Genomic DNA, 25,178 nt, shown 5'->3' with positions numbered 1-25,178 from the left:
GCCCACACGGCCCGGATCCTCCGTTCGAGTAGAACGCGGGGGTCCGGGCCGTGTGCTGTCACCATTCAAGACGTTCATCTCTTTACATCTCATTGCGGCGCCAGTGACCGAACGGGCTCCGCTTCGTTCCCCGGACGGAGGTGTACGCCATGGTGGCTCCACCGGACACAGCCCGACCCCCCGACCCTGCCCCGCCGCAGGACGACCTGGTCTGGGCACGGTCCCTGCACTACTCCCACAGCGGTACGCCCGGCCTGATCGGGGTCTCCGCCGGAGCCCGCCAGGGTGAGATCCTCGCCGTGACCGGCCCCCGCGGCAGCGGCAAGAGCACGCTGCTGCGCTGTCTGGCCGGGCAGCTGGTGCCCGAACAGGGCGAGGTCTGGTTCGACGGCGTCCCGGTCCACACCCTGAACGCCTCGGCCCGCGAGCGCCTGCGCCGCGACCGGTTCGCCTGCATCGGGCCGGAACCGCAACTGCTGCCCGAGCTCAAGGTGTGGGAGAACGCCGCCCTGCCCCTGCTGATCCGCGGCGCCTCCCACCGCACCGCCCGGCGCGCCGCCCGCGCATGGCTGGAGCGCCTCGACATCGACGGCTTCGCCGGCAAACGCCCCAGCGCCCTCAACCGCGCCGAGTCCCAGCGGGTCGCGCTGGCCCGCGCCCTGGTCGCGCAGCCCGCGGTGCTCTTCGCCGACGATCCGACCGCCCCGCTGCACAGCGCCGAGCGCGCGCTGCTGCTGCGTACGCTGACCACGGCCGCCCGCTCGCACGGCATCACCGTCCTGCTGGCCGGCCACGACGAGGAGACCGCGGCCGCCGCCGACCGCACCCTGGAGCTGCTCGACGGCCGCCCGGCCGGCGCCGCGGCCGACGGCTCCCCCGGGACGACGGAGGACCAGGCCGCGTGCTCGCTCTCCGCCTAGTCCGCGGCTCCCGCCCGGTGGTCCAGCTGCGCCGGCTGCTGGTCGCGGCCGCCGCCGCCGGGAGCGGGTTCCTGCTGCTGTACGTCCTGGAGGAGGCGGCCGTCTCCGGACCGGCCGGATCCGCCGCGTCGTCCGCCCGCCTGCTGTGGGCGCTGGTACCGCTCGCCGCCACCGTGCAGCTCGCGGTGGCCGTGGCCCGCACCGACCCGGCGGCGCGGCCCCGCGAGGGGCTCGACGCCGCCGGGCTCGGCCCCGTACGGCTCGCGCTGGTCGCGGCGGTCTCCAGTGCCGTCGCGTGCGCCCTGGGCAGCGCCCTGGCCCTCGCCGCCTTCCTCCACCTGCGGGGCGACCTCGCCGGGCTGCCCTTCGACGGCGCCGGTGCCGGGCTGCTGCACGCCGGACGGCCGCTGCCGGTGGCCGCCGCCCTCACGCTGCTGGCCCTGGCCCCGCTGACCTCCGCCGCCGCGACGGCCCTCGCGCTGCGGCCCCGGCCGGCGCACGCCGGACTGGCCCCGCAGACCGGCGTGCCCTGGGGGGTGGGGATCGCCGCCTGCGGGCTCGCCGTCCTGGCGTACTCCCCGGCCACCGGAGCCGCCGTCCCGGCCGGCGGGATGCTGGTCGCGGCCGGACTCGCCCTCGCCGGTCCGGGGCTGGCCTACGCGTGCGGGACCCTGGTGCAGGCCCTGCGGCCCGGGCTGCTGCGGCTGCTGGCCGGGCGCGGCCTCCAGGAGGACGCGCCCCGGCTGGGACGGCCCCTGGGCGTGCTCGCCGCCGTCGGCGCGGCCGCCCTCACCGCCCTCGCCCTGCGCGGCCGGGGCGAGCCCCTCGCCCCGCTGGGACCGCTGACCGGGCCCGCCGCCGCCCTGGTGGCCCTGTGTGCGGCCGCGACCCTGCTCACCTCCGCGATCGAGTCGCGCCAGGCCCGCTCGCCCGCCCGGGAGGCGCTGGCCGGCCTCGGCACGCCGGGCGCGGTGCTGCGCAGCGCCGTGGTGCTGCGGGCGGCGGCGCTGCTCGGGGCCGCCGCGGCGCTCGGCTGGGGTGTGGCGGAGCTGACGGTGCCGGCGCTGACCCGCTGAGGCGGCCTGCCCTTAGGGTGGGCCGAATGGCCCACGCAGACATCGAGATCGAGACGCTCGCCGAGTTCGACCGGGTCGTCGCCCGGGGCTCGCTGAGCGGCTACCGCGTCCAGTCGCTCAACCTCCTGGAGCGGACCTTCGCGCTGCTGTCCGCCGACACCTCCGCGGCCGTGTTCCTGGGCTGCGCGATGGAGCCCGACGCCTCGGTGAAGGTCCGCGCGGACGGCGCGCTCGTCTTCCCGCCGGTACCGGACCTGCCGTTCAACCCGTACCGGGGTCTGCTCTACACGGCCGAGGAGCTGTTCGCCGGCCTGGAGGGGGGCTACGAGGCCACCCCGGACGCGCAGGCCTACGCCTGGTTCCAGGAGACCGGCTCGGACGGCGACGTCTTCTCCTCGATGCTCCGCTCCCTCCACGACGACGCCGTCTCCGACGCCCTCGGCGAGCACCTCGCGGGCGCCCGCGTCGTCGGCGTGATGGGCGGCCACGCCATGGTCCGCGGCGCGGCGGACTACCGCGGCGCCGCGGAACTCGGCCGGGCGCTCTCCCGCTCCGGGCTGACGGTCGCCACGGGCGGCGGCCCCGGCGCGATGGAGGCCGCCAACCTCGGCGCCTACCTGGCTCCCGCCCCCGACGAGGCCCTGCCGCAGGCGCTGGAGCTGCTGGCGGAGGTCCCCTCTTTCACCCCGTCCGTCTCCGACTGGGCGCGCGCGGCCTTCGCCGTGCGCGAGCGCTGGCCCCGGGGCGGCGACTCGGTCGGGATCCCCACCTGGTTCTACGGGCACGAGCCCCCGAACGCCTTCGCGGCGCAGATCGCCAAGTACTTCGCGAACGCCACCCGCGAGGACGGGCTGCTCTCCCGGTGCAACGCGGGCGTGGTGTTCCTGCCGGGCGCGGCCGGCACCGTGCAGGAGGTCTTCGACAACGCGACCCCGAACTACTACCGGTCGCGGTCCGAGCCGACTCCGATGGTCCTGGTCGACCGGGCCCACTGGACCGGGCACCTGCCGGTCTGGCCGCTGCTGCGGGCGCTGGCGCGGGGACGGGAGATGGAGTCCCGGATCGCCCTGGTGGACTCGGTGGACGAGGTCCCGGACGCGCTCGCGGCCATGGCCTGAACGGCGGCCGGGCAAAGAACCGGTCAACGCGTTCTCTTGCGGAGGCAACTTCCGGACGCGTTCCGACGTCTGGCAGAGGTACCGCCTTACCTGCCAGACGTTGAACGGAGCCCTCTGTGCTCATAGGCCTGCTGACCGCCGTCGCGGCGTCCATCTGCTACGGGACGGGCTCTGTCCTGCAAGCCGTCGGCTCCCGCCGCGCCGCCCGGACGTCCCCGGCGGCCGCCGGGGTGACCGCCCACGGTGGACCGAACCTGACCTCCACCGCCAAGGCCGCGATGACCTGGGAGTTCATCGTCGGCACCGTCCTGGACTTCGTGGGCTTCGCCCTGGGCGCGCTGGCGGCCCGCCTGCTGCCCCTGTTCCTCTCCCAGACGGTGATCAGCGCCAACCTGGTCATCACGGCCGTGCTCAGCGTGAAGATGCTGGGGATCCGGCTGAGCCGCAAGGAGTGGACCTCGATCGGAGTCGTCTGCGCCGCGCTGGTGCTGCTCGCGACCGCCGCCGGCCACGAGGGCGACCACCACGCCCCGATGGCCACGCACTGGTGGCTGCTGGCCGTGACCCTGCTGATCATCGTCGGCGGCACGGTGGCCGTACGCCTCCTCGGTGCCCGCGCCGCGATCCTGGCGGGCCTGCTGTCGGGGCTCGCCTTCGGCGCGCTGGGCGTGGGCGTGCGCATCCTCGACGGCGTGGACCCCTTCGACCCGGTGACCTTCCTGACGGACCCGGCCCTCTACGCCATCCTGGTGGCCGGCATCGGCGGCATGTACCTGCACACCGTGGCCCTCCAGATCGGCTCGGTGAACGGCGCCACCGCCGCCCTCGTCGTGGGCGAGACCGTGCTGCCGGGCGCGATCGGCGTCCTGTGGCTCGGCGACGCCTCCCGCCCGGGCCTGGCGTGGCTCGCGGTGACCGGCTTCGTCCTCGCGGTCGCGGGCGCCGTCGCTGTGGCCTGGTACGGCAACCACGACGGGGCCGAGGAGCCCGCCGGAGAGCCGGCTTCCGTTCCGGTGGCCTGACGCCCCGGGCCCGGCATCCGCGCCCGGATTCACTCCCGTGGGGCCGCCCGGGTGGCGGGGGCCCGGCGGGTACCGCCTGCTGGAGGCATGGAGTCGACCACCAGGCGGATGCGCACCCCACGGGCCGCCGGGGCGGCCGGGCTCGTCTTCGCCGTGCTGCTCGCGGCGGCGATCGTCCTGATGCGCATCGCCGTCCCCTCCGGGAGCCCGGCCGACTCCCCCGTCGCCGAGGACGACCGCTGGGCGGTCCGCCTCGCGCTGGAGATCGTCCCCTTCGCCGGGATCTTCTTCCTGTGGTTCATGGGAGCCCTGCGCGAGCACGCGGGCGAGGGCGAGGACCGGTTCGTCTCGACGGTGTTCCTCGGCAGCGGCTGCCTCTTCGTCGCCACCCTGTTCGTCGCGGCCGCCGCGGCCGGGACCGTGCTCCAGGAGCCCGTTCCGCCGTCCGGGTTCGGCCGCCCCTTCGCGTACACCGTGCTGACGACGTACGCGATGCGCATGGCGGCCGTCTTCGTCTTCGTCACCTCGACCATCGGGCACCGGCTCGGCGTCTTCCCCCGTCCGCTGGTCGTGCTGGGCCTCGCCACCGGGCTGGTGCTGCTCGCCCTCGGCTCCGGTGTGCCCTGGGTGGAGCTGGTCTTCCCCTTCTGGGTGCTCGTGGTCAGCCTGCACCTGCTGCGCACCCAGCTGCGGCGGCCGGCCTGATGGCCGGGTGGTCCTGGTCCCCTCCGGCGGGCGGCGGCCGGGGCGCGCGCGCATGCTGGAGGTCGGGAGGGCGTCGGGGGCAGCGGGGGTCAACAGGTCACGGAAGGGCTGATGCCTCATGAGGCTTGTCGTCGACCTCAACCGGTGCCAGGGCTACGCCCAGTGCGCGTTCCTCGCACCGGACGTCTTCGCCATGCACGGTGAGGAGTCCCTGCTCTACGACCCGCAGCCCGACGAGGAGCACCGCGACGACGTCGTCCGCGCCGTGCACGCCTGCCCCGTCAGGGCCATCCTGCTGGACGCGGTGAACGGGTCCCTGTCGACGGCGGAGGCGCGCGGTGAGCGGTGACGCAGCCCTGGAGCGGCTCAAGCGCGAAGGCCGCATCGTCGTCGTGGGGGCGTCCCTCGCGGGGCTGCGGGCCGCCGAGACGATGCGCGAGAAGGGGTTCGCCGGTTCCCTGACGATGATCGGCGACGAACCCCACGAACCGTACGACCGGCCCCCGCTGTCCAAGCAGGTGCTGCTGGGCAGGACGACGCCCGACCGGACGCTGCTGCCGCGCACCCGGGACATCGACGCCAAGTGGCGCCTCGGCGTGCCCGCCACGGGCCTGGACATGGCGGCCAGACGGGTGAGGCTCGCCGACGGCGACGAGGTCGAGTACGACCGGCTCCTCATCGCCACCGGCGTCCGGGCCCGGCGCTGGCCGAACGAGGAGGAAGCCGCCCTGGAGGGCGTCCTCACCCTGCGCACCCGCGACGACGGGCTCGCCCTGGAGCGCCGGCTCGCCGCCGGTCCGCGCCGGGTGCTGGTCATCGGCGCCGGGTTCACCGGCTCCGAGATCGCCTCCGCCTGCCGCGAGCGCGGCCTGGAGGTCACCGTCGCCGAGCGCGGCGCCGCACCGCTGGTGGGCGCGCTGGGCGGGGTGATCGGCGAGGTCGCGGCGGAGATGCACCGCGAGCACGGCGTCGACCTGCGGACCGGGATCATGGTGACCGCCCTGGAGGGCGACTCCTCCGGGCAGGTGCGCGCCGCCCACCTGTCGGACGGCACCGTCCTGGAGACGGACACCGTGATCGTCGGCCTCGGCGCGCAGCGCAACACGGAGTGGCTCGCCGGGTCAGGGCTCGGCGCGGGGCCCCGGGGCATCGCCTGCGACGCGGGCTGCCGGGCCTTCGACATCCGCGGCATCGTCACCGACGACATCTACGTGGCGGGTGACGTGGCCCGTTCCCCGCACGCCCTGTTCGGATACCAGTTCCTGTCGCTGGAGCACTGGGGCAACGCCGTGGAGCAGGCCCGCACGGCCGCGCACAACATGCTGAGCGAGAGCTCCGACCGGCGCCCGCACCTGTGGGTCCCGGCCTTCTGGTCCTCCCAGTTCGGCGTGAACATCAAGTCGGTCGGGGTGCCGTCGATGGGCACCGAGATCCTCTTCACCCAGGGATCGCGCGCCGAGCGCCGCTTCGCCGCGGTCTACGGCTACCAGGGGCGCGTCATCGGCGCCGTCACCTTCGACAACTGCCGCTGGCTGCCCTTCTACCAGGAGCAGATCGAGCGGACCGCGCCGTTCCCGCCGCCGTTCGCGACGGTCGACCGCAGGCCCGAGGGCAACAAGCCGGTCCCGGCCGACTTCCCCGACCCGTCGGTGCCCACGCACGGCCCGACCATCACCCTCAGCGGCTACTCACCGGCCGACCGGAGGATCACCTTCAACCCGGCGCGCCCCTGAGCACGAGGACCCCAGATGACTCAAGAACTCCTGCGGCAGATCATCGACTACTCCAGCCGGGCCAATCCGTACCCGCTGTACGAGGAACTCCGCAAGACGCCCGTCTCGCACGACGGGAGCGGGCCCTACGTGGTCAGCGGCTACTACGAGATCCGGAGCCTGCTGCACGACCCGCGGATCAGTTCCGACGCGCGGAACCTGAAGTCGGCGGACGGTGACCCGCTGGCCGATCCGGAGCAGGAGGAGGAGGCGGTGCTGCCCCCGGCCTTCCTGCGGCTCGACCCGCCCGAGCACGACCGGCTGCGCCGGATGACCAACCGGCCCTTCGGCCCTCCGCACTCCCCGCACCGCGTGCACGACATGCGCGGGGAGCTGGGCGGCATCGTCAAGGGGCTGATCGACGGCATCGCGGAGTCCGGCCACCTGGACCGGATCGACCTGGTCGAGCAGTTCTCGTACCCGTTCCCGGTGACCGTCATCTGCCGGCTGCTGGGCGTGCCCCCCGAGGACGAGGCCAGGTTCCACGTGTGGGCCGACACCCTCGCCGCCAGCCTCGACCCCGATCCGGACGCCCCCGACCCCAAGGGCCGGGCCAAGAAGTCCAAGGACGCCCGCATGGAGCTCGGCATGTACCTGGCCGGGCTGATCGAGGAGCGCCGCAAGCACCCCACCGACGACATGCTCTCGGAGCTGGCCACGGCGCAGGGCCCGGACGGCGCCATGACCACCATGGAGCTGCTGAGCACCTCGGCGCTGCTGCTGATCGCCGGGCACGAGACCACGGTCAACCTCATCACCAACGGCATGCTGACCCTGCTGCGCCACCCCGAGGCGCTCGAACGGCTGCGCTCGGACCCGGCGCTGGCGGTGCCGATCGTCGAGGAGCTGCTGCGCTACGAGCCGCCGGTCCAGCTGGTCCCGCAGCGCACCGCCCTCGCGGACATCGAGATCGGCGGTGTGACCATCCCGCAGGGGGCGTCCATCTGGCTGGTGCTGGCCTCGGGCAACCGCGACCCCAAGCGGTTCCCGGATCCGGACCGGTTCGACCCGGACCGGGAGGACGTCCAGCACCTGGGCCTGGGCAGCGGGATCCACAGCTGTTTCGGGGCGCCGCTGGCCCGGCTGGAGGCCGCACTGGCCCTGAGCGAGCTGGCCCGCCGGCTGGAGAACCCGCGGCTGCTGGAGGACCCGCCCCCGTACCGGCAGAACGCGGTCCTGCGCGGCCCGCGCCACCTGCCGATCGCCTGCGACGGCATCCGGGCCTGACGGGTCTGCTCCGGTCCGGCGTCGGGTACCGGGTCAGGACGACGGGAGGACGACCACCTCGGACGGTCCGAAGGCCACCGCGACCCGGTCCCCCACGGCCGGCGCGGCGGCCAGCTCGCACTCGGCCTCCAGCACCGGCCCCGACTCGGGCAGCAGCCGCAGGGCCACGTGGGTGCCGCGGAAGGTACGGGACTCCACCCGGCAGTTCAGCCCGGCCGCGCACAGCACCACGCCGGCCGGGCGGACCAGCAGCCGCCGCTCCCCGTCGGGCGTGCCGGCCGGCACCGGGATCCTGCCCCAGGGGGTGGCGGCGACGCCCTGGACCACCGTCCCCGGGACCACGTTCTCGAAGCCGAGGAACCGCGCCACGAACTCGGACGCGGGCCGCTGCCACACCTCCAGCGGGGTACCGGCCTGCGCGATGCGCCCGTCCCGCATCACCACCACCCGGTCGGCCAGCGCGAAGGCCTCGCCCTGGTCGTGGGTGACGGCCAGGACGGTGGTGCCCAGGCGGGAGAACAGCCCCTGCAACTCGACCACCAGCCGCTCGCGCAGCCCCCGGTCCAGCTGGCCGAGCGGCTCGTCCAGCATCAGCAGCCGGGGCGAGGGTGCCAGGGCCCGGGCCAGGGCCACCCGCTGCTGCTCGCCGCCTGACAGGGAGGCGACCGCCCGGCGCTGGGCGCCCGGGAGCCCGACCAGCTCGAGCAGCTGCGCGACCTGGGCCCCGTACGATCCGCCGGCCGAGCCCCGCATGCGCAGTCCGAAGGCGACGTTCCCGCCGACGTCCCGGTGCGGGAACAGCTGGTGGTCCTGGAACATCAGGCCCACTCCGCGCCGGTGCACCGGCACCCCGGCCTGGTCGGCGCCGCCGAGCAGCACCCGCCCCCCGGACACGGGCTGGAGCCCGGCCACCACCCGCAGCAGGGTGGACTTCCCGCTGCCGCTCGGCCCGAGCACGCACACGGTCTCGTGCTCGGCGACCTCCAGGTCGACCGCGTCGACGACCGCCCGGTCACCGAAACGGACCGAGACCCCTTCGAGCTGGAGCAGGGTCATCAGAACTCTCCCGAGGTCTTGTCGGGTCGCAGTCGCTCCAGCACCAGCAGGGACACCGCGCACACCAGCATCAGAATCGTGCTCAGGGCCATGGCCTGCCCGTAGTTCATCTCCCCGGCCCGCCCCAGCAGCCGCGCGACGGCCACCGGCAGCGTCGGGCGGTCCGGCCGGGCGATGAAGACGGTCGCGCCGAACTCGCCCAGCGAGACCGCGAAGGCGAAGCCGGCCGCGATCAGCAGCGCCCGCCGCACCAGCGGTAGGTCCACCTCCCGCCAGGCCCGCAGCGGCGAGGCCCCGAGCACGGCCGCGGCCTCCCGCAGCCGGACGTCGACGGCTCGCAGCACCGGCAGCATGGTCCGTACGACGAACGGCACCCCGACCAGCGCCTGAGCCAGCGGCACCAGGATCCACGAGGTCCTGAGGTCCAGCGGCGGCTCGTCCAGGGTGATCAGGAACCCGAAGCCCACCGTCACCGCCGACACCCCGAGCGGCAGCATCAGCAGCGCGTCGAAGCCCCGTACGAAGCGCCCTCCGCGCCGGGTCAGGGCGGCGGCCGCGAGCCCGCCGACGGCCAGGGCGACGGCGGTGGCGGCGAGCGCGTACCGGAGGGAGTTCCAGACGGCCTCCAGCGGCGGCACCAGAAACGTTCCGCCGCCGGCGCCCGTCTCCTGCAGCGCCCGGTAGAAGCCGAATCCGTACCCGCCGGGCGCGTCGAAGGACCGCTCCACGAGCACGGCCAGCGGCGCCACGATCAGCAGCACCACCGACAGCAGCACCCCGCCGAGCAGGGCGCGCTGCGCCCGGCCGTGCGGCGGGCGCGCGGTGCGGGCCGGATCCACGAGCCGCAGCGCGGTCTCCCGCCGGCGCACGGTCCGGGCGTGGACGGCGAGGACGCCGGCGATGGCCGCGAACTGGACCATCGTCAGCACGGCGGCCGTCGGCAGGTCCAGCAGCTGCGCCGTCTGCCGGTAGACCTCCACCTCCAGGGTGGAGTACGAGGGGCCGCCCAGGATCTGCACGACGCCGAAGGAGCTGAAGGTGAACAGGAACACCATCAGCGAGGCGGCGGCCACCGCCGGCGCGAGCGCGGGCAGCGTCACCCGCCGCCATGCCGCGAACCGCCCGGCGCCCAGTACCCGGGCGGCCTCCTCCTGGCGCGGGTCCAACTGGGCCCACAGCCCGCCGACCGTCCGTACGACGACGGCGTAGTTGAAGAAGACGTGGGCGAGCAGGATCGCCCAGACGGTGGTGTCCAGCCGGACGCCCCACAGCTCGTCGAGCAGCCCGCCCCGGCCGGCCAGCGCCAGGAAGGCGCTGCCGACGACCACCGTCGGGAGCACGAACGGGACGGTGACCAGGGCCCGCAGCAGCTGCTTGCCCGGGAACTCCAGACGGGCGAAGACGTAGGCGCCGGGCAGCGCCAGCAGCAGGGTGAGGGCGGTCGAGGCGAGCGCCTGCCAGGTGGTGAACCACAGCACACCGGCGATGTCGGGCCGGGCGAGGACCTCGCCGATCCGGCCGAACTGCCAGCCCTCGGCGGTCTTGAGCCCGCGGCCGACGATCGCGGCGACGGGATAGGCGAAGAACAGCCCGAAGAAGGCGAGCGGCACGGCCATCAGAGCGAGTCTGACGGCCGTGGCGCGCCCGCCTTCCCGGTGGCGCTCGCGTCCTACTTCACGACGAGCGAGGACCACGTCTTGACCCACTGCTCACGGTTCTTGGCGATGGCGTCGGGGGCGACCGTCTCCGGCTTCTCGACGACCACGCCGTGCTTCGTGAACAGATCCGGCAGCTTCGCGTCCTTGAGCACCGGGTTCACGAACATCTGGAGCGGCATGTCCTCCTGGAACTTCTTGCTCACCAGGAAGTCGACGAGGGCCTTGCCGCCCTCCTCGTTCTTCGCGCCCTTCAGCAGGCCCGCGAACTCGACCTGGCGGAAGCAGGTGCCGGTGGCCACGCCCGTGGGGGCCTCGGACGGCTGCGGCTCGGCGTAGAGGACCTCGACCGGCGGGCTGGAGGCGTAGGAGACGACCAGCGGGCGGTCCCCCTTGGCCTTCTTGCCGCCGGCGGAGCCGGAGAAGCGCTCGTTGTAGGCCTGCTCCCAGCCGTCGACGACCTCGACGCCGTTGGCCTTGAGCTTGCTCCAGTAGTCCTTCCAGCCCTCCTCGCCGTACTTGCCGACGGAGGCGAGGAGGAAGCCGAGGCCGGGCGAGGAGGTCGCGGCGTTCTCGGTGACCAGCAGGTTCTTGTACTCCGGCTTGACCAGGTCGTCCAGCGTCTGCGGCGGGGCGATCTTCTTGTCGGCGAAGTAGGCCTTGTCGTAGTTGACGCAGATGTCGCCGGAGTCGACCGGGGTGACCCGGTGCTGCTGGTCGAGGACGAACTCCGGCTTCACGCCGTCCAGGCCCTTGGCCTGGTACGGGGTGAAGATCCCGTTGTCGAGGGCGCGCGAGAGCAGGGTGTTGTCGACGCCGAAGAAGACGTCGCCGCGCGGGGAGCCCTTGGTGAGGATCTCCTGGTTGAGGGCCGCGCCCGCGTCCCCGGACTTCAGGACCTTGACGGTGTAGCCGCTCTGCTGCTCGAACTCCTTGAGGACCGTGTCGGTCACGTTGAAGGAGTCGTGGGAGACGAGGGTGACCGTCTTGGACTTCGGGGCGTCGCTCGCGCCCGCGGCCCCGTCCTCGGCGCCGGAGCCGCCGCAGGCACTGAGGGTGGTGACGCCGAGCGCGGCCGCGAGCGTCGCGCCCGCGATCTTCCTGGTGGTGCTCACTGGTGAATTCCTCCTGGGATGACCAGGAGAAGACGCGGCCCCGCCCGGCGCTCTGTGCGAGCGGACGCCGGGCAGGGCGCAACAGCTTGAGTGGTGACCGAACTTCCTACCCCGAATGACCGGGGCGAGGTTCAGAGGGTCTGCGGATGACGGATACCGCACTCTCAGCGCTGTGGCGCTCCCCTGTCGGAATATGCAATTGGTTCGGCCACAGGGTACCCCGCGGCCGAATCAGGCCGGCCGGCGACCGGAATCTAGCGTTCCGAGGCGGCGAGCTGGCCGCAGGCGCCGTCGATCTCCTGGCCGCGGGTGTCGCGTACGGTCACGGGCACGCCGTGCCGGGCGATCGCCTCGACGAAGGCCTTCTCGTCCTCGGGCCGCGAGGCGGTCCACTTCGAGCCGGGCGTCGGGTTCAGCGGGATCAGGTTGACGTGTACGCGCTTGCCCTTGAGCAGGCGCCCGAGCAGGTCGCCGCGCCAGGCCTGGTCGTTGATGTCGCGGATCAGGGCGTACTCGATGGAGATCCGGCGCCCGGACTTCTCCGCGTACTCCCAGGCCGCGTCGAGGACCTCGCGGACCTTCCAGCGGGTGTTCACGGGGACGAGGGTGTCGCGCAGCTCGTCGTCCGGGGCGTGCAGGGAGACCGCGAGGCGGCACTTGAAGCCCTCTTCGGCGAAGCGCAGCATGGCCGGGACCAGGCCGACGGTGGAGACGGTGATGCCGCGCTGCGACAGGCCCAGGCCGTCGGGCTCCGGATCGGTGAGGCGGCGGATGGCGCCGACGACGCGCTTGTAGTTGGCGAGCGGCTCGCCCATGCCCATGAAGACGATGTTGGACAGGCGGGCCGGGCCGCCGGGGACCTCGCCGTCGCGCAGGGCGCGCATGCCGTCGACGATCTGGTGCACGATCTCGGCGGTGGAGAGGTTGCGGTCGAGGCCGGCCTGGCCGGTGGCGCAGAACGGGCAGTTCATGCCGCAGCCGGCCTGGGAGGAGATGCACATCGTCACGCGGTCGGGGTAGCGCATCAGCACCGACTCCACGAGCGTGCCGTCGTGCAGCTTCCACAGGGTCTTGCGGGTGGTGTCGTCGTCGCACGAGATGTGCCGGACGACGTTCATCAGCTCGGGCAGCAGCTCCTGCTGGAGCTTCTCCCGCGAGCCCGCCGGGATGTCGGTCCACTCGGCCGGGTCGTGCGCGTAGCGGGCGAAGTAGTGCTGGGAGAGCTGCTTGGCCCGGAACGGCTTCTCGCCGATCGCGGCGACCGCCTCGCGGCGCTCGGCCGGGGTCATGTCGGCCAGGTGCCGGGGCGGCTTCTTCGCTCCGCGGGGCGCGACGAAGGTGAGCTCACCCGGGACGGGACGGGGGGCCATGCTGTACTCCTCAGTGCGACGGGGTGGGGGTCACCCCGCGCGTGCAGGGCCGGTCCGCGGCGCGGCCGCTGGACGGAAAAGGCGCGCCGCGTACACGCGGCGCGCCCTCCAGGATAACCCGGCCCGGGCCGGTCAGCCCGTGCCGACGAACGCCGCCAGCAGCAGCCACACCACCGGGGCGGTCGGCAGCAGCGAGTCCAGCCGGTCCATGATGCCCCCGTGGCCGGGGAGCAGCGTGCCCATGTCCTTGATGCCCAGGTCACGCTTGATCATCGACTCGCCGAGGTCGCCCAGGGTGGCGCTGACCGCGACCGCGAGGCCCAGCAGCAGGCCCTGCCACCAGGAGCCCCCGTCGATCAGGAACTCCATGCACAGGGCGCCGGCCGCCATGGCGAAGGCCACCGCTCCCACGAGCCCTTCGCGGGTCTTGCCGGGGCTGATGCGCGGCGCGAGCTTGGTCTTGCCGAAGCGCCAGCCCACCGCGTACGCGCCGGTGTCGCTGACCACCGTCAGGACCAGGAAGGTCACCACCCGCTGCGGACCGTCGTCGGGGGTGAGCAGCATCGCGACGAAGGTGGCCAGGAAGGGCACGTAGAACGCGGCGAAGACGCCCGCGGTGACGTCCTTGAGGTAGTCCTCGGGCGGTTCCGTCATCCGCCACACCAGGACGGCCAGCGCCGTGAGCGCCATGGCCACCCAGGCGCCCTCGGCCCCGCGCACGTAGCCCGCGATGATCATCGCCGCGCCGCCGACCGCGAGCGGGACCAGCGGCGCCTTGATGCCCTTCTTCTCCTGGAGCCGGGAGGTGAGCTCCCACAGGCCGACGACGACCGCGACGACGATCACGCCGACGAAGACGGCCTTGACGATGAACAGCGACGCGAAGATCACCGCGCCGAGGCCGACGCCGACCCCTATGGCGGCGCGCAGGTCCCGCCCCGCGCGCTTCTTCTGCGGCGGGGGCGAGGCGTCGTGCGGGGCCGGTGAAGGCGGAGGCGGGGGGCTGGGCATGGGCTCCTGCAACGGCGTCTCGGCGCGGAACGGGGGGCCGCCCACGAAGGCGGCCCCCCGATCGCGTGCTTCCCGGTCGTCGAAGGCACGGCCGGCGGCATCGGGCACGATGGGCATGGGCGCAGTGTGCGGGCCCACCAGCGCATCGTATGCGGGACCCGCCGGAACCGGCTCCGCGGCCCAGGGAGAGTCGTTCATCAGACCTCGAGGAGCTCGGCTTCCTTGTGCTTGAGCAGCTCGTCCACCTGCGCGACGTACTTCGCGGTGGTGTCGTCGAGCTCCTTCTCGGCGCGGCGCACCTCGTCCTCGCCGGCCTCCTTGTCCTTGACCAGCTTGTCGAGGGCGTCCTTCGCCTTGCGGCGGACGGCGCGGATGGAGACCTTGGAGTCCTCGGCCTTGGTGCGCGCGACCTTGATGTACTCCTTGCGGCGGTCCTGCGTCAGCTCGGGGAAGGTCACCCGGATGATGCGGCCGTCGTTGCTCGGGTTGACACCGAGGTCGGAGTCGCGGATGGCCTGCTCGATGTTGCGCAGCGCGGACGCGTCGAACGGCGTCACGATCGCCATGCGCGGCTCGGGCACCGCGAAGGAGGCCAGCTGGTTGATGGGCGTGATGGCACCGTAGTACTCCGCCACGATCTTGTTGAACATCGCCGGGTGCGCACGGCCCGTGCGAATCGCGGCGAAGTCGTCCTTGGCGACGTTGACGGCCTTCTCCATCTTCTCCTCGGCCTCGAGGAGGGTTTCTTCGATCACCACGTGCTCCTGCATGTCAGATGTGGATGGTTCAGGCGGGCGGGCCGGCCGGGCGCCCGGACCGGGCCCCCGGGGCCCGGCGGCGGACCGCTCAGGCCCGGGTGCCCTGGTCGCTCACGAGCGTGCCGATCTTCTCACCCTTGACGGCGCGGGCGATATTGCCCTCGGCGAGCAGTTCGAAGACCAGGATCGGCAGCTTGTTGTCGCGGCACAGCGTGATGGCCGTGGCGTCGGCGACCTTGAGGTCCCGGGACAGCACCTCGCTGTACTCCAGCGCGTCGAACTTCACCGCGTCCGGGTTGGTCTTCGGGTCGGAGTCGTAGACCCCGTCGACGCCGTTCTTGCCCATGAGGAGGGCCTCGGCGTCGATTTCCAGGGCGCGCTGGGCGGCCGTGGTGTCGGTGGAGAAGTACGGCATGCCCATGCCGGCGCCGAAGATCACGACGCGGCCCTTCTCCAGGTGGCGCACGGCGCGCAGCGGGATGTACGGCTCCGCGACCTGGCCCATGGTGATGGCGGTCTGGACACGGCTGTCGATGCCCTCCTTCTCCAGGAAGTCCTGGAGGGCGAGGCAGTTCATGACGGTGCCGAGCATGCCCATGTAGTCGGACCGCGCCCGGTCCATGCCGCGCTGCTGGAGCTCGGCGCCGCGGAAGAAGTTGCCGCCGCCGATGACGATCGCGATCTCGGCGCCGTCGCGGACCACGGCCGCGATCTCGCGGGCGATGGCGTGCACGACGTCGGGGTCGACACCCAGTCCGCCGCCGCCGGAGAAGGCTTCGCCGGACAGCTTCAGCATGAAGCGGCGGCCCTTCTTGCCGTGGTCGCTCTTGTCGTCGGATGCGGTGTGGGGGTCAACGCCCTGATTCATGGAGATCTCCTCGTGCACATACGAAGAAGGCCATTGCCGGTGGGTCCTCGCGGTTCCCTCTGCGGCAATGGCCTCCTCGTCAGATCTGCGGTCGCCTCGCGCGGGCGCGGACGACTGCTTCAGACCCTATAGGGGTCCGGTGTCCGTCGCGTACGGACGGACTCAGATGCCGACCTTGATGCGGGTGAAGCGCTTCAGGGTGACACCGGCCTCGTCCAGAACCTTCTGGACGGACTTCTTGTTGTCCAGCGCGTACGGCTGGCCGAGGAGCGTGACGTCCTTGAAGAAGCCGTTGACGCGACCCTCGACGATCTTGGAGATCGCGGCCTCGGGCTTGCCCTCGGCGCGGGTGACCTCTTCGGCGACGCGGCGCTCGGACTCGACGACCTCGGCCGGAACGTCCTCGGCGGTCAGGTACTTCGGCGCGAAGGCGGCGATGTGCTGGGCGATGCCCTTGGCCAGGTCGGCGTCGGCCTTGTCCAGCTCGACCAGGACACCGATCTGCGGGGGCAGGTCGGGCATGGTGCGGTGCATGTAGGAGGCGACGAAGGCACCGTCGTACTGGGCGAAGCGGTCCAGGACGATCTTCTCGCCGAGGTTGGCGTTGGCCTCGTCCACGAACGCCTGGACGGTCTTGCCGGCCTCGATCTCGGACGCCAGCAGCGCCTCGATGTCCGCCGGGCTGGTCGCGGCCACGTGGGCGGCGAGCTGGTCGGCGACGGCCAGGAACTTCGGGCTCTTGGCGACGAAGTCGGTCTCGCACTTGAGCTCGAGCAGCACGCCGGAGGTGGCGTCCTCGGCGATCAGGGAGGTGACGGCACCGTTCTCGGCGGAACGGCCCTCGCGCTTGGCGACACCCTTCAGGCCCTTGACGCGCAGGATCTCGTTGGCCTTGGTGACGTCGCCGTCGGCCTCCACGAGCGCGTTCTTGCAGTCCAGCATGCCGGCGCCGGTGAGCTCGCGGAGCTTCTTGACGTCAGCGGCGGTGTAGTTCGCCATGAGTCTGTGATTCTCTCTCGAAGTCGTAGATCTACGGCCTGGGGGCCCCTCCCAGCGGTAGCTGGGCGAGGCGGAGGAGCGCGCTCGTGGCGCGGCTCCCCCGCCGTCATCGTCCGTGCTGCGAGTGCCCGGCGCGTGAACGCCGGGCACTCTCAGGGGGTCAGGCCTGCTCGGCGTCGGCGGCCGGAGCCTCGGCGGCCGGGGCCTCGGCCTCGGCGGCCTCGGCGGCCGGAGCCTCAGCGGCCGGAGCCTCGGCCGCGGGGGCCTCGGCGTCAGCCTTCTTCTCGCCCTCGAGCAGGTCGCGCTCCCACTCGGCGAGCGGCTCGGCGGCGGCCTTCTCGCCCGGCTTCGAGTCGCCGGTCGCAGCGCCGGAGCGGGCGATGAGGCCCTCGGCGACGGCGTCGGCGATCACGCGGGTGAGCAGGGTGACGGAGCGGATCGCGTCGTCGTTGCCCGGGATCTTGTAGTCGACCTCGTCGGGGTCGCAGTTGGTGTCGAGGATCGCGACGACCGGGATGTGGAGCTTGCGCGCCTCACCGACGGCGATGTGCTCCTTCTTGGTGTCGACGATCCAGACGGCGCTGGGGACCTTCGACATCTCGCGGATACCACCGAGGGTCTTCTCCAGCTTGGTCTTCTCGCGGGAGAGGACCAGGAGCTCCTTCTTGGTGAGACCCGAGGCGGCGACGTCCTCGAAGTCGATCGCCTCAAGCTCCTTCAGACGCTGGAGGCGCTTGTAGACGGTGGAGAAGTTGGTGAGCATGCCACCGAGCCAACGCTGGTTGACGTACGGCATGCCGACGCGGGTCGCCTGCTCGGCGATGGCCTCCTGCGCCTGCTTCTTGGTACCGACGAACATGATGGAGCCACCGTGCGCGACGGTCTCCTTCACGAACTCGTAGGCGCGGTCGATGTACGACAGCGACTGGAGCAGGTCGATGATGTAGATGCCGTTGCGCTCGGTGAAGATGAAGCGCTTCATCTTCGGGTTCCAGCGACGGGTCTGGTGACCGAAGTGGACGCCGCTCTCCAGCAGCTCCCGCATCGTTACGACGGCCATGGCCATCTCCTTGGTTTTCTCGGTTTTGGTTCCTGACGCCCCACCGCGCCCTGCCCCTGGAGGGACCGAGAGACGCTGTCGCCTGACCGGCTGGACCGGTCGGCGCTGGGGCGTGCGAAGTCGACCCGGTGACCCGGATCGCCACAAGAAGTGTACGGGACCCGGCGGTATGCCGGGTGACGCCGTTGTCCACACCGCTCCGGCCGTCCACAGGCGCGAACGGGGCGCCCCACCCGCGCGGGATCCTGCGACGTATGACGAAGCTGCTGCTCATCCTGCTGCTGGCGCTGCCCCAGCTCCTGCCCGTGCCGCCGTCCCCGCCGGGGTCCGCGGCGCCGGACCCCGGCTCCGCCGCGCCGGCCGGGCCGGTGCACGGGGTGCGCGCGGTGCGCGGAGTGCGGGGAGTGCGCCCCCTGCCCGCGCCGCTGTCGGTGGTGCGCTGGTGGGACCCGCCGCCGACCCCGTACGCGGCCGGGCACCGCGGGGTGGACCTGTCGGCGCCCGCCGGTACGCGGGTACGGGCCGCCGGGCCGGGGCGGGTGCACTACGCCGGGCAGGTCGCCGGCCGGGGAGTGCTCTCGCTGACCCTCCCGGGCGGCCTGCGGACGACGTACGAGCCGGTGCGGGCACTGGTCGCGCAGGGGGAGGCCGTGGAGGCGGGCCAGGTGGTGGCGGTGCTCACCGAGGGCTCCCACTGCGCGACGCCCTGCCTGCACTGGGGGCTCCTGGAGGGCGAGGACGCCTACCTCGACCCGCTGGCCCTGCTTCCCCGGCCCACGCCCCGGCTGCTGCCGGCCGCCGCGCCGTGAAGCGCCGCGACGCCGGATCCGGTCAGAGGGTGACGCCGCGCAGGGCCATGGAGACGGCCGTCTCGGTGATCACGGCGGGGTCCTCGGCGGCACCGAGCTCGATGCGCCGGGCCGCGGCGTCCACCACGCCCTGGAGCAGCATCGCGGCCAGCCGGGGCTCCGGCAGCCCGAGGGCGCCCAGAGCCTCGACGATCATCGCCACCAGGCCGCCGTGCGCGGCGCGGATCTTCTCCCGCGCGCCCGCGTCCAGCTCTCCGGCGGAGATCGCGACCACCGCGCGGTGGCGCCGGTCCCCCACCAACACCAGCTGGGTGCGGACGTACGCCTCGATCTTCGCCTCCGGCGTGGCCGCCCGTTCCATCGCCGCCTCGATCTCGGCGGCCCAGACGGGGAAGTCCACCGCGCACAGCTCTTCGACGACGGCCGCGCGCGACCGGAAGTACTCGTACACGGACGACCGGGCGAGCCCGGTCCGCTCCGCGAGGGCGGGGAAGGTCAGGGCCTCGGTCCCGCCTTCGGACAACAGGGAACGGGCGGCGTCCAACAGGGCGCCGCGCTGCATCGACCGGTGCTCGGCCACGGAGGCCGCTCGAATCCTGGGCACGTCACCACTGTACGGAGGTGGCGCAAGGGGGGGGCGGCTCCGCTGCGGCCGCCGCGCGCTCAGCGGCCGACGTCGGCGAGCTTGGCCCGGAGCTGGAGCACGGACTTGGTGTGGATCTGGCTGACCCGGCTCTCGGTGACGCCCAGCACGTTGCCGATCTCGGCGAGGGTCAGGCCCTCGTAGTAGTAGAGGGTCACCACCGTCTTCTCCCGCTCCGGGAGGGTGTTGATGGCCCGCGCGAGCAGTCTGCGCAGCTCCCGGTCCTCGGCCACCTCCACCGGGTTGTCGGCGGCGGTGTCCTCCAGGGTGTCCATCAGGGAGAGGCGGTCCCCGCCCTCCCCGCCCACGTGCAGCAGCTCCTCCAGGGCGACCACGTTGGCCAGCGACAACTGGCTGAAGACCGCGTGGAGTTCCTCCACCGCGATCCCCATCTCCCCCGCGACCTCGCACTCCGTCGGGGTCCGCCGCAGCTGGGCCTCCAGCGTCGCGTAGGCGCGCTCCACGGCCCGCGCCTTCTGCCGCACGGAGCGCGGGATCCAGTCCAGCGCGCGCAGCTCGTCGATCATCGCGCCGCGGATGCGGGTGATCGCGTACGTCTCGAACTTGATGGACCGCTCGATGTCGAACTTCTCGATCGCGTCGATCAGACCGAAGACGCCGGAGGAGACGAAGTCGGCCTGTTCCACGTTGGGTGGCAGCCCCACGCTGACCCGCCCGGCCACGTACTTCACCAGCGGCGAGTAGTGCAGGATCAGCTGCTCCCGCAGCCGCTCGTCACCCGTGTCCTTGTATGAGCGCCAGAGCAGCTCCAGGGACGAGGGCTCGGTGGACCGCACGCTGCCACGGGCAGCGGGGGGCACCGCAGCGCGGTCGGACCCTGAGGTGTGCTGGGGCATGCTTCGCCTTTGCCGGAGCGGGATTCCTTGGGAGCGTAGCGTGACGGAAGTGTCGCGGTGCGCGAAGAGTACGGGATGGCGCAGGGGCGCAGGCGCGCCCGTCCTCGCACGGGAGGCCCGGGACCGGCGCCTCGCGCACGGTCCCGGCGACTGCAACCGGGAGGACCGCGTCTCTCATCGCCTTCACTCTTTCACCGGAACTCCCCAGGTCAACGACCGCCTCGCCGGTCGGCCCCGGATTGGGCCCCCTCCCGGGATGTCCGCGGGGTCAACCGCCAGCCGTCGCCCTGCCGTTCGACGAACCCCAGAGAGTGAAGTTCGTACAGTCTGCCGATGACTTCATCGGTGCCCGCGGCCGCCGCGAGGGCGATCTCGTCCAGACCCGCGGGCCGGCCGGCCGGGAGCGCTTCGAGTACCCGTGCGGCCTCGGGGGCCAGCAGGTCCCGGGGCAGGACCGGGCCGCGGCGGACGGGAGCCAGCTCGCCCATGTCGCCGACGAGTTCGACCACCTCGTCGGCGTCGGTGACGAGCACCGCCTCGCCGCGCAGCAGCTCGTGCACGCCGGCGGAGAGGCCGCTGGTGGCCGGCCCGGGCACGCCCATGGTGAGGCGGCCCAGTTCCCGGGCGCGGCGCGCGGTGACCAGGGAGCCGCTGCGGTGGGCGGCCTCGACGACGACGGTTCCGCGGGTGAGGGCGGCGATGACCCGGTTGCGCAGCACGAACCGGCTGGGGGTGGGGTGGCTGCCGGGCGGCAGTTCGCTGACCACCAACCCCTGGCGGGTGATCCGGCCCAGCAGCCCGGCGTGGCCGCGCGGGTAGACGGCGTCGACTCCGCAGGCCAGTACCGCCGCGGTGGCGCCGCCGGAGGCGAGGGCCCCGCGGTGGGCGGCACCGTCGATCCCGTACGCCGCCCCGGAGACCACCACCCAGCCGCGCTCGGCGAGGCCGGCGGCCAGGGTCTGCGCCATGTGGGCCCCGTACGGGGTGCACGCCCGGGCCCCGACCACGGCGACCGAGCGCACGGCCCAGGTCCGCAGATGGGGCCCGCCCCGCAGCCAGAGGCCGACGGGCCGGGCGTCGCCGAGGTCGTCCAGCTGGGTCGGCCACTCCGCGGAACCCGGGCAGACGAACCGGCCGCCCGAGCCGGCCGCGTCCTCCAGGTCCCGCAGGGGCTCGGCGGCGGCGGCCCGTCTGCGGTACCCGGCGAGCCGCTCGGCCCCCACCCCGCTCAGCGCACCGCCCTCCGCGCCCGCCGGACCGGTCAGGAGCCGTATCAGGCCGACGGCGCCGAGTTCGCGGAGCCACCGGCCCCCGTGCTCGTCCCCCGGCTCCAGCACCCTGGTCAGCGCGGCCCGGGCGACGAGCTCCGGATCGGGCTGCCCGGCGGCGCTCACGGTCCCGTCTCCAGGGCCTGCGCCGCCCCGCGGGCGATCCCGGTGCGCAGCTCCAGCGCGACGGCCGTGTCCAGCGCGTCGGGGCGGTCGCGGCCCCGCAGGTCGGCCACGGTCCAGGCGACCCGCAGCACCCGGTCGAGCCCCCGCGCGGTCAGCAGCCCGCGCTCCATGTCCCGCTCGGCGAGGGCCAGGGCGCCGGGGCCGGCCGGCCAGCGGGTGCGCAGCTCGTGCCCGGGCACCTCGGAGTTGAGCCGCCACGGGGTGTCGGCGAGCCGGGCGGCGGCCCGGTCCCGGGCCTCGCGGACGCGGTCCGCGACGGTGGCGGTGGCCTCCCCCCGGCCGCCCCGGCCCAGCAGGTCGGAGCGGGTGACGGGCTCCACCTCGACCCTCAGGTCGACCCGGTCGAGCAGCGGCCCGGACAGCCGGGCCTGGTAGCGCCGGATCACGGAGGCGGGACATTCGCAGCCGGATCCGTTCAGGGTGTGGCGGCCGCACGGGCAGGGGTTCGCCGCGAGGACCATGAGGAACCGGGCGGGCAGCCGTACCACCCCGGCGGCCCGGGCGATGACCACGTGCCCGGCTTCGAGGGGCTGGCGCAGCGCGTCCAGCACCTTGCCGCTGAACTCGGCGGCCTCGTCCAGGAAAAGCACCCCTCTGTGGGCGAGGGAGACCGCTCCGGGCCTGGGGATTCCGGCCCCGCCGCCGACGAGCGACTGCATGGTCGCCGAGTGGTGCGGGGCGCAGTACGGGGGCCTGCCGACCAGCGGTTCGCCGGGCGGCAGGATTCCCGCGACCGAGTGGACGGCCGTCACCTCCAGGGAGTCCTGTCGGGTGAGCGGCGGCAGGAGCCAGGGCAGCCGCTCGGCGAGCATCGTCTTGCCCGCGCCCGGGGGCCCGCTGAGGAAGAGGTGGTGGCCTCCCGACGCCGCCACCTCCAGGGCCCGGCGGGCGCTCCGCTGGCCGGCGACGTCGGCGAGGTCGGGGACGTCCCCGGGGTCGCCCCGGCCCGAGAGGCCCGTACCGAGTCCGGCACCGGGCACGACCAGCCCCGCGAGCATCGGGTCGGGACGCCCGGCGCCCGGCGGCGGCTCCTCCTCGGGCACCACCGCGCCGGTCAGCACCGCGATCAGCTGCCGCAGGCTCCGTACGCCCAGCACCGAGACGTCGGGGACCAGGGCGGCTTCGGCCGCGCACTGCTGCGGCACCACCACCTGCCGGTATCCGGCCTCGGCGGCCGCGAGCACGGCCGGCAGGATCCCCCGCACCGGGCGCACCCGGCCGTCGAGGCCCAGCTCCCCGATGAGCACGAGGTCGGCGATCTTCCCGGGGTCGACCACCTCGGCGGCCCCCAGTACGGCCGCGGCCACTGCCAGATCGAAGTGGGCGCCGGCCTTCGGCACGGACGCCGGGCTGAGCCCGACGGTGAGCTTCTTCTGCGGCCAGGGCGCGCCGGAGTTCACCACCGCCGCCCGTACCCGGTCCCGGCTCTCGACCAGGGTCTTGTCGGGCAGGCCCACCAGGGTGAAGGCGGCCACGCCCGGCTCCAGGTCGGCCTGGACCTCCACCAGTACGCCCTCGACGCCCACCAGGGCCACCGAGCAGGCCCGCGCGAACCCCATCAGGCCGCCCCCCTGACGTGCTCCACGACGGGCGCTCCGCGCCGGGGCAGCAGCACCCCGACGAGGTCGATCCGCACGCCTCCCGGCGGCGGCCCCCCGTGGTCGGCGAGCCAGCGCCCGGCGAGCCGGCGCAGCCGCTCGGCCTTGCCCGCCCTGACCGCGGCCATGGGATGCTCGAAGTCACCCTCGCGGCGCGTCTTGACCTCGCACACGACGAGGGCGTCCCCGTCGCGGGCGACGATGTCGATCTCCCCCGCGCGGCACCGCCAGTTCCTGGCGATCACCGTCATCCCGGCCTCGGTCAGTCTCCGCGCGGCGAGCTCCTCGCCGTACCGCCCCAACGCCTGCCGTGCCACGCCCTTCGCGTCCATCCGGCACCACCTCCGGCACCGACGGTCCCGCGTTCCGGCCCACCGAGTGGATCTTGGTGGACAACCCTGGCGCTGTGGACAACCGGCTCACCCGCCGGGGTGAACCGGCCCTCAGCCCGGCAGGTCGCCGCCCGGCAGCTCGAGGTCGCTCTTGTTGAGCTCCTCGATGTTCACGTCCTTGAAGGTCAGCACGCGCACCTGCTTGACGAAGCGGGCCGGGCGGTACATGTCCCACACCCAGGCGTCGGCCATCGTGACCTCGAAGAACACCTCTCCCTGGACCGAGTGCACCTGCATCTCGTAGTCGTTGGTGAGGTAGAAACGGCGTTCGGTCTCGATGACGTACTTGAACAGCCCGACGACGTCGCGGTACTCGCGATAGAGCTTCAGCTCCATCTCGGTCTCGTACTTCTCGAGGTCCTCGGCGCTCATGGCATGTTCCCCTTCAGCCGTGCGTCCCCCTATTGTGCGCCAGTGCCGTACGCCCCTAAACGATTTCCGGGGCGAGGGCCACCGGAGCACCCGGGGGACCGTCGTCGAGCAGCGTCCGGAGCAGCTCGGCCAGTCTGGTCGGGTACACCGTCTCACGGGCCGCGAGAAGTTCCTCGGAGGTCCACCACCTGGCCCCCGTGACGCTGCGCCGCTCCAGCTCCGTGAGCCCGCCCATCGCGGTGGCGGTCTGGGAGGTACGGGCCAGGAAGTACCACTCGTCCTGCTCCCAGCGCCTGCCGGCGAAGGGGAAGGAGCAGTACCGGTGCCACAGCACCGGCCCCAGCTCCACCTCCGTGATCCCGGTCTCCTCGGCGAGTTCCCGCAGCGCGGCCTGCTCCCGGGTCTCGGCGCCCTCCAGGCCGCCGCCGGGGGTGAACCACCAGTCGACGGCGGGATCGTCCGGTTCGCAGCCGTGCAGCAGCAGGATGCGGTCCTCGGGGTCCAGCAGGATCACCCGGGAGACCTTGCGCGCAGGCGTGCCGGACGGCTCAGCGGCCATCGGAGCCCGCCCGTCCGCGCCCGCGGCCCAGCAGCCGGGCGAGGGGCCCGTAGGCGGCGCCCACCAGTACGAGGGCCGCGCCGGCCAGGACCGCGGCCACCTGGAGCCGCAGCGGCCCGGGGGCGGAGATCCCGCCGGGCAGGGCGGCGAAGAGCTGCGGCCGCTCCAGCATCTCCATGGACGGCCACGCCAGCGCGTCGACCCGGGCCACGACCGCCGACCGGGGCACCGTCCCCTGGCCGGTCTCCTGCAGGTGGGCCCGGGAGTCCAGGGAGCCGCCGCGCCGGTCGCCCATCAGGAAGAGGTTGCCCTCGGGCACCTTCACCTCGAAGGAGGTGGTGCCCGCGGCCGCCGCGCCGTCGCCCTCGCGGTCGACGTACGGCTCGTCCAGCGGCGTGCCGTTCACGGTCACCCGGCCACCCTGGCCGCAGCAGCCGACGGTGTCGCCGCCGACGGCCACGACCCGCTTGACCATGGGCGAATCGCTCCACAGGGAGTCCTTGAAGACGACCACGTCGCCGCGCCGCACCTCGCCGCCGCCGATCCGCTGCGCCAGCACCCGGTCGCCCGGCCGCACCGTCGGCACCATCGAGTCCGTCGGCACCGTGTACGGCTGGTACACCAGCGCCCCCCAGACGAAACCGCCCAGGAAGAGCACGAAACCGATGGCCACGGCGATCCCCGACAACGTGTTGCCGAAGCCGCCGCGGCCATCCTTGCGCGCGCGTATTGCCTGCGTTCCGCCCATTGCAGCGCTCCCCA

The 25,178-nt window shown here is 73.3% G+C and carries 26 protein-coding genes; 9 read left to right on the top strand and 17 right to left on the bottom strand.

Going from position 1 to position 25,178, the window contains the following annotated elements; all coding sequences use genetic code 11:
• Positions 1-149: 149 nt before the first annotated feature.
• The 8 genes from ACZ501_RS32405 (at position 150) to ACZ501_RS32370 (ending at position 7,840) form a co-directional block, all read left to right on the top strand.
• Entirely contained in the window at positions 150-920 is a 771-nt protein-coding gene (locus tag ACZ501_RS32405) for an ABC transporter ATP-binding protein (protein ID WP_468800185.1), read from the top strand.
• Complete coding sequence (locus ACZ501_RS32400; RefSeq protein ID WP_468800183.1) at positions 902-1,996, top strand: hypothetical protein; 1,095 nt, start codon at positions 902-904, stop codon at positions 1,994-1,996. Before ACZ501_RS32405 ends, ACZ501_RS32400 begins: the two co-directional genes overlap by 19 nt.
• A gap of 26 nt (positions 1,997-2,022) precedes the next feature.
• Entirely contained in the window at positions 2,023-3,114 is a 1,092-nt protein-coding gene (locus ACZ501_RS32395) for an LOG family protein (RefSeq protein WP_468800181.1), read from the top strand.
• 116 nt (positions 3,115-3,230) lie between these two features.
• Positions 3,231-4,136 (top strand): DMT family protein, encoded by a 906-nt coding sequence (locus tag ACZ501_RS32390; RefSeq protein ID WP_468800179.1) that lies wholly within the window; start codon positions 3,231-3,233, stop codon positions 4,134-4,136.
• An 87-nt stretch (positions 4,137-4,223) separates the two neighbouring features.
• On the top strand, positions 4,224-4,841 hold the full coding sequence (locus ACZ501_RS32385; RefSeq protein ID WP_468800177.1) for a hypothetical protein: 618 nt from the start codon (positions 4,224-4,226) through the stop codon (positions 4,839-4,841).
• Positions 4,842-4,959: 118 nt separating this feature from the next.
• Entirely contained in the window at positions 4,960-5,190 is a 231-nt protein-coding gene (locus ACZ501_RS32380; RefSeq protein ID WP_468800175.1) for a ferredoxin, read from the top strand.
• Positions 5,180-6,574 (top strand): NAD(P)/FAD-dependent oxidoreductase, encoded by a 1,395-nt coding sequence (locus tag ACZ501_RS32375; RefSeq protein ID WP_468800173.1) that lies wholly within the window; start codon positions 5,180-5,182, stop codon positions 6,572-6,574. The genes ACZ501_RS32380 and ACZ501_RS32375 overlap by 11 nt, the downstream gene beginning before the upstream one ends.
• A 15-nt stretch (positions 6,575-6,589) precedes the next feature.
• A complete protein-coding gene (locus tag ACZ501_RS32370) occupies positions 6,590-7,840 on the top strand; it encodes a cytochrome P450 (RefSeq protein WP_468800172.1) in 1,251 nt (416 codons plus the stop codon).
• Between the two features lie 33 nt (positions 7,841-7,873).
• On the opposite strand, the gene ACZ501_RS32365 is transcribed toward ACZ501_RS32370, so the two are convergent.
• The 9 genes from ACZ501_RS32365 to rpsB all read right to left on the bottom strand — a co-directional run bounded on the left by ACZ501_RS32365 (position 7,874) and on the right by rpsB (position 17,732).
• A complete protein-coding gene (locus ACZ501_RS32365) occupies positions 7,874-8,896 on the bottom strand; it encodes an ABC transporter ATP-binding protein (protein WP_468800170.1) in 1,023 nt (340 codons plus the stop codon).
• A complete protein-coding gene (locus tag ACZ501_RS32360) occupies positions 8,896-10,512 on the bottom strand; it encodes an ABC transporter permease (RefSeq protein WP_361597988.1) in 1,617 nt (538 codons plus the stop codon). The genes ACZ501_RS32365 and ACZ501_RS32360 overlap by 1 nt, the downstream gene beginning before the upstream one ends.
• A 53-nt stretch (positions 10,513-10,565) precedes the next feature.
• Positions 10,566-11,666: a thiamine ABC transporter substrate-binding protein gene (locus ACZ501_RS32355; RefSeq protein WP_361597991.1), complete on the bottom strand. Its 1,101-nt coding sequence runs from the start codon at positions 11,664-11,666 to the stop codon at positions 10,566-10,568.
• Positions 11,667-11,920: 254 nt separating this feature from the next.
• Entirely contained in the window at positions 11,921-13,036 is a 1,116-nt protein-coding gene (rlmN, locus tag ACZ501_RS32350; RefSeq protein WP_468800168.1) for a dual-specificity RNA methyltransferase RlmN, read from the bottom strand.
• A gap of 132 nt (positions 13,037-13,168) precedes the next feature.
• A complete protein-coding gene (locus ACZ501_RS32345) occupies positions 13,169-14,245 on the bottom strand; it encodes a phosphatidate cytidylyltransferase (protein WP_362455028.1) in 1,077 nt (358 codons plus the stop codon).
• On the bottom strand, positions 14,245-14,802 hold the full coding sequence (gene frr / locus ACZ501_RS32340; RefSeq protein WP_361607773.1) for a ribosome recycling factor: 558 nt from the start codon (positions 14,800-14,802) through the stop codon (positions 14,245-14,247). The genes ACZ501_RS32345 and frr overlap by 1 nt, the downstream gene beginning before the upstream one ends.
• Positions 14,803-14,893: 91 nt before the next feature.
• The gene (pyrH, locus tag ACZ501_RS32335; protein ID WP_361607770.1) at positions 14,894-15,673 is read right to left on the bottom strand and encodes a UMP kinase; all 780 of its coding nucleotides are present in this window, start codon (positions 15,671-15,673) and stop codon (positions 14,894-14,896) included.
• Positions 15,674-15,835: 162 nt separating this feature from the next.
• Positions 15,836-16,672 carry a translation elongation factor Ts gene (gene tsf / locus ACZ501_RS32330; RefSeq protein ID WP_361607767.1) on the bottom strand — a complete coding sequence of 279 codons (837 nt, stop codon included), beginning with the start codon at positions 16,670-16,672 and terminating at the stop codon, positions 15,836-15,838.
• A gap of 160 nt (positions 16,673-16,832) precedes the next feature.
• On the bottom strand, positions 16,833-17,732 hold the full coding sequence (rpsB, locus tag ACZ501_RS32325; protein ID WP_361607764.1) for a 30S ribosomal protein S2: 900 nt from the start codon (positions 17,730-17,732) through the stop codon (positions 16,833-16,835).
• A gap of 254 nt (positions 17,733-17,986) precedes the next feature.
• Between rpsB and ACZ501_RS32320 the strand changes: the two genes are divergently transcribed.
• On the top strand, positions 17,987-18,541 hold the full coding sequence (locus ACZ501_RS32320; protein WP_468800166.1) for a M23 family metallopeptidase: 555 nt from the start codon (positions 17,987-17,989) through the stop codon (positions 18,539-18,541).
• A 22-nt stretch (positions 18,542-18,563) separates the two neighbouring features.
• Here the strand turns inward: ACZ501_RS32320 and ACZ501_RS32315 are convergent, their stop codons facing one another.
• From ACZ501_RS32315 to lepB, 8 genes are all read right to left on the bottom strand, one after another.
• Entirely contained in the window at positions 18,564-19,121 is a 558-nt protein-coding gene (locus ACZ501_RS32315) for a TetR/AcrR family transcriptional regulator (protein ID WP_361607779.1), read from the bottom strand.
• Positions 19,122-19,204: 83 nt separating this feature from the next.
• Complete coding sequence (gene whiG, locus ACZ501_RS32310) at positions 19,205-20,041, bottom strand: RNA polymerase sigma factor WhiG (protein WP_361607758.1); 837 nt, start codon at positions 20,039-20,041, stop codon at positions 19,205-19,207.
• 209 nt (positions 20,042-20,250) lie between these two features.
• On the bottom strand, positions 20,251-21,435 hold the full coding sequence (gene dprA / locus ACZ501_RS32305) for a DNA-processing protein DprA (RefSeq protein WP_468800164.1): 1,185 nt from the start codon (positions 21,433-21,435) through the stop codon (positions 20,251-20,253).
• Positions 21,432-23,054, bottom strand: coding sequence for a YifB family Mg chelatase-like AAA ATPase (locus ACZ501_RS32300; protein ID WP_361607752.1), 1,623 nt, complete (start codon positions 23,052-23,054; stop codon positions 21,432-21,434). The genes dprA and ACZ501_RS32300 overlap by 4 nt, the downstream gene beginning before the upstream one ends.
• Positions 23,054-23,425 carry a YraN family protein gene (locus ACZ501_RS32295; protein WP_361607749.1) on the bottom strand — a complete coding sequence of 124 codons (372 nt, stop codon included), beginning with the start codon at positions 23,423-23,425 and terminating at the stop codon, positions 23,054-23,056. The genes ACZ501_RS32300 and ACZ501_RS32295 overlap by 1 nt, the downstream gene beginning before the upstream one ends.
• Positions 23,426-23,536: 111 nt before the next feature.
• Complete coding sequence (locus ACZ501_RS32290) at positions 23,537-23,857, bottom strand: DUF2469 domain-containing protein (RefSeq protein WP_361607746.1); 321 nt, start codon at positions 23,855-23,857, stop codon at positions 23,537-23,539.
• Positions 23,858-23,912: 55 nt separating this feature from the next.
• Positions 23,913-24,416 carry an NUDIX hydrolase gene (locus tag ACZ501_RS32285; protein ID WP_361607743.1) on the bottom strand — a complete coding sequence of 168 codons (504 nt, stop codon included), beginning with the start codon at positions 24,414-24,416 and terminating at the stop codon, positions 23,913-23,915.
• Entirely contained in the window at positions 24,406-25,164 is a 759-nt protein-coding gene (gene lepB / locus ACZ501_RS32280; protein ID WP_468800162.1) for a signal peptidase I, read from the bottom strand. Before lepB ends, ACZ501_RS32285 begins: the two co-directional genes overlap by 11 nt.
• Positions 25,165-25,178 lie beyond the last annotated feature (14 nt).

It is taken from the genome of Streptomyces sp. NPDC034085 (assembly GCF_055575555.1).
The sequence above is the reverse complement of the archived record's forward strand: the minus strand, read 5'-3'. Positions and strand labels throughout refer to the sequence as shown.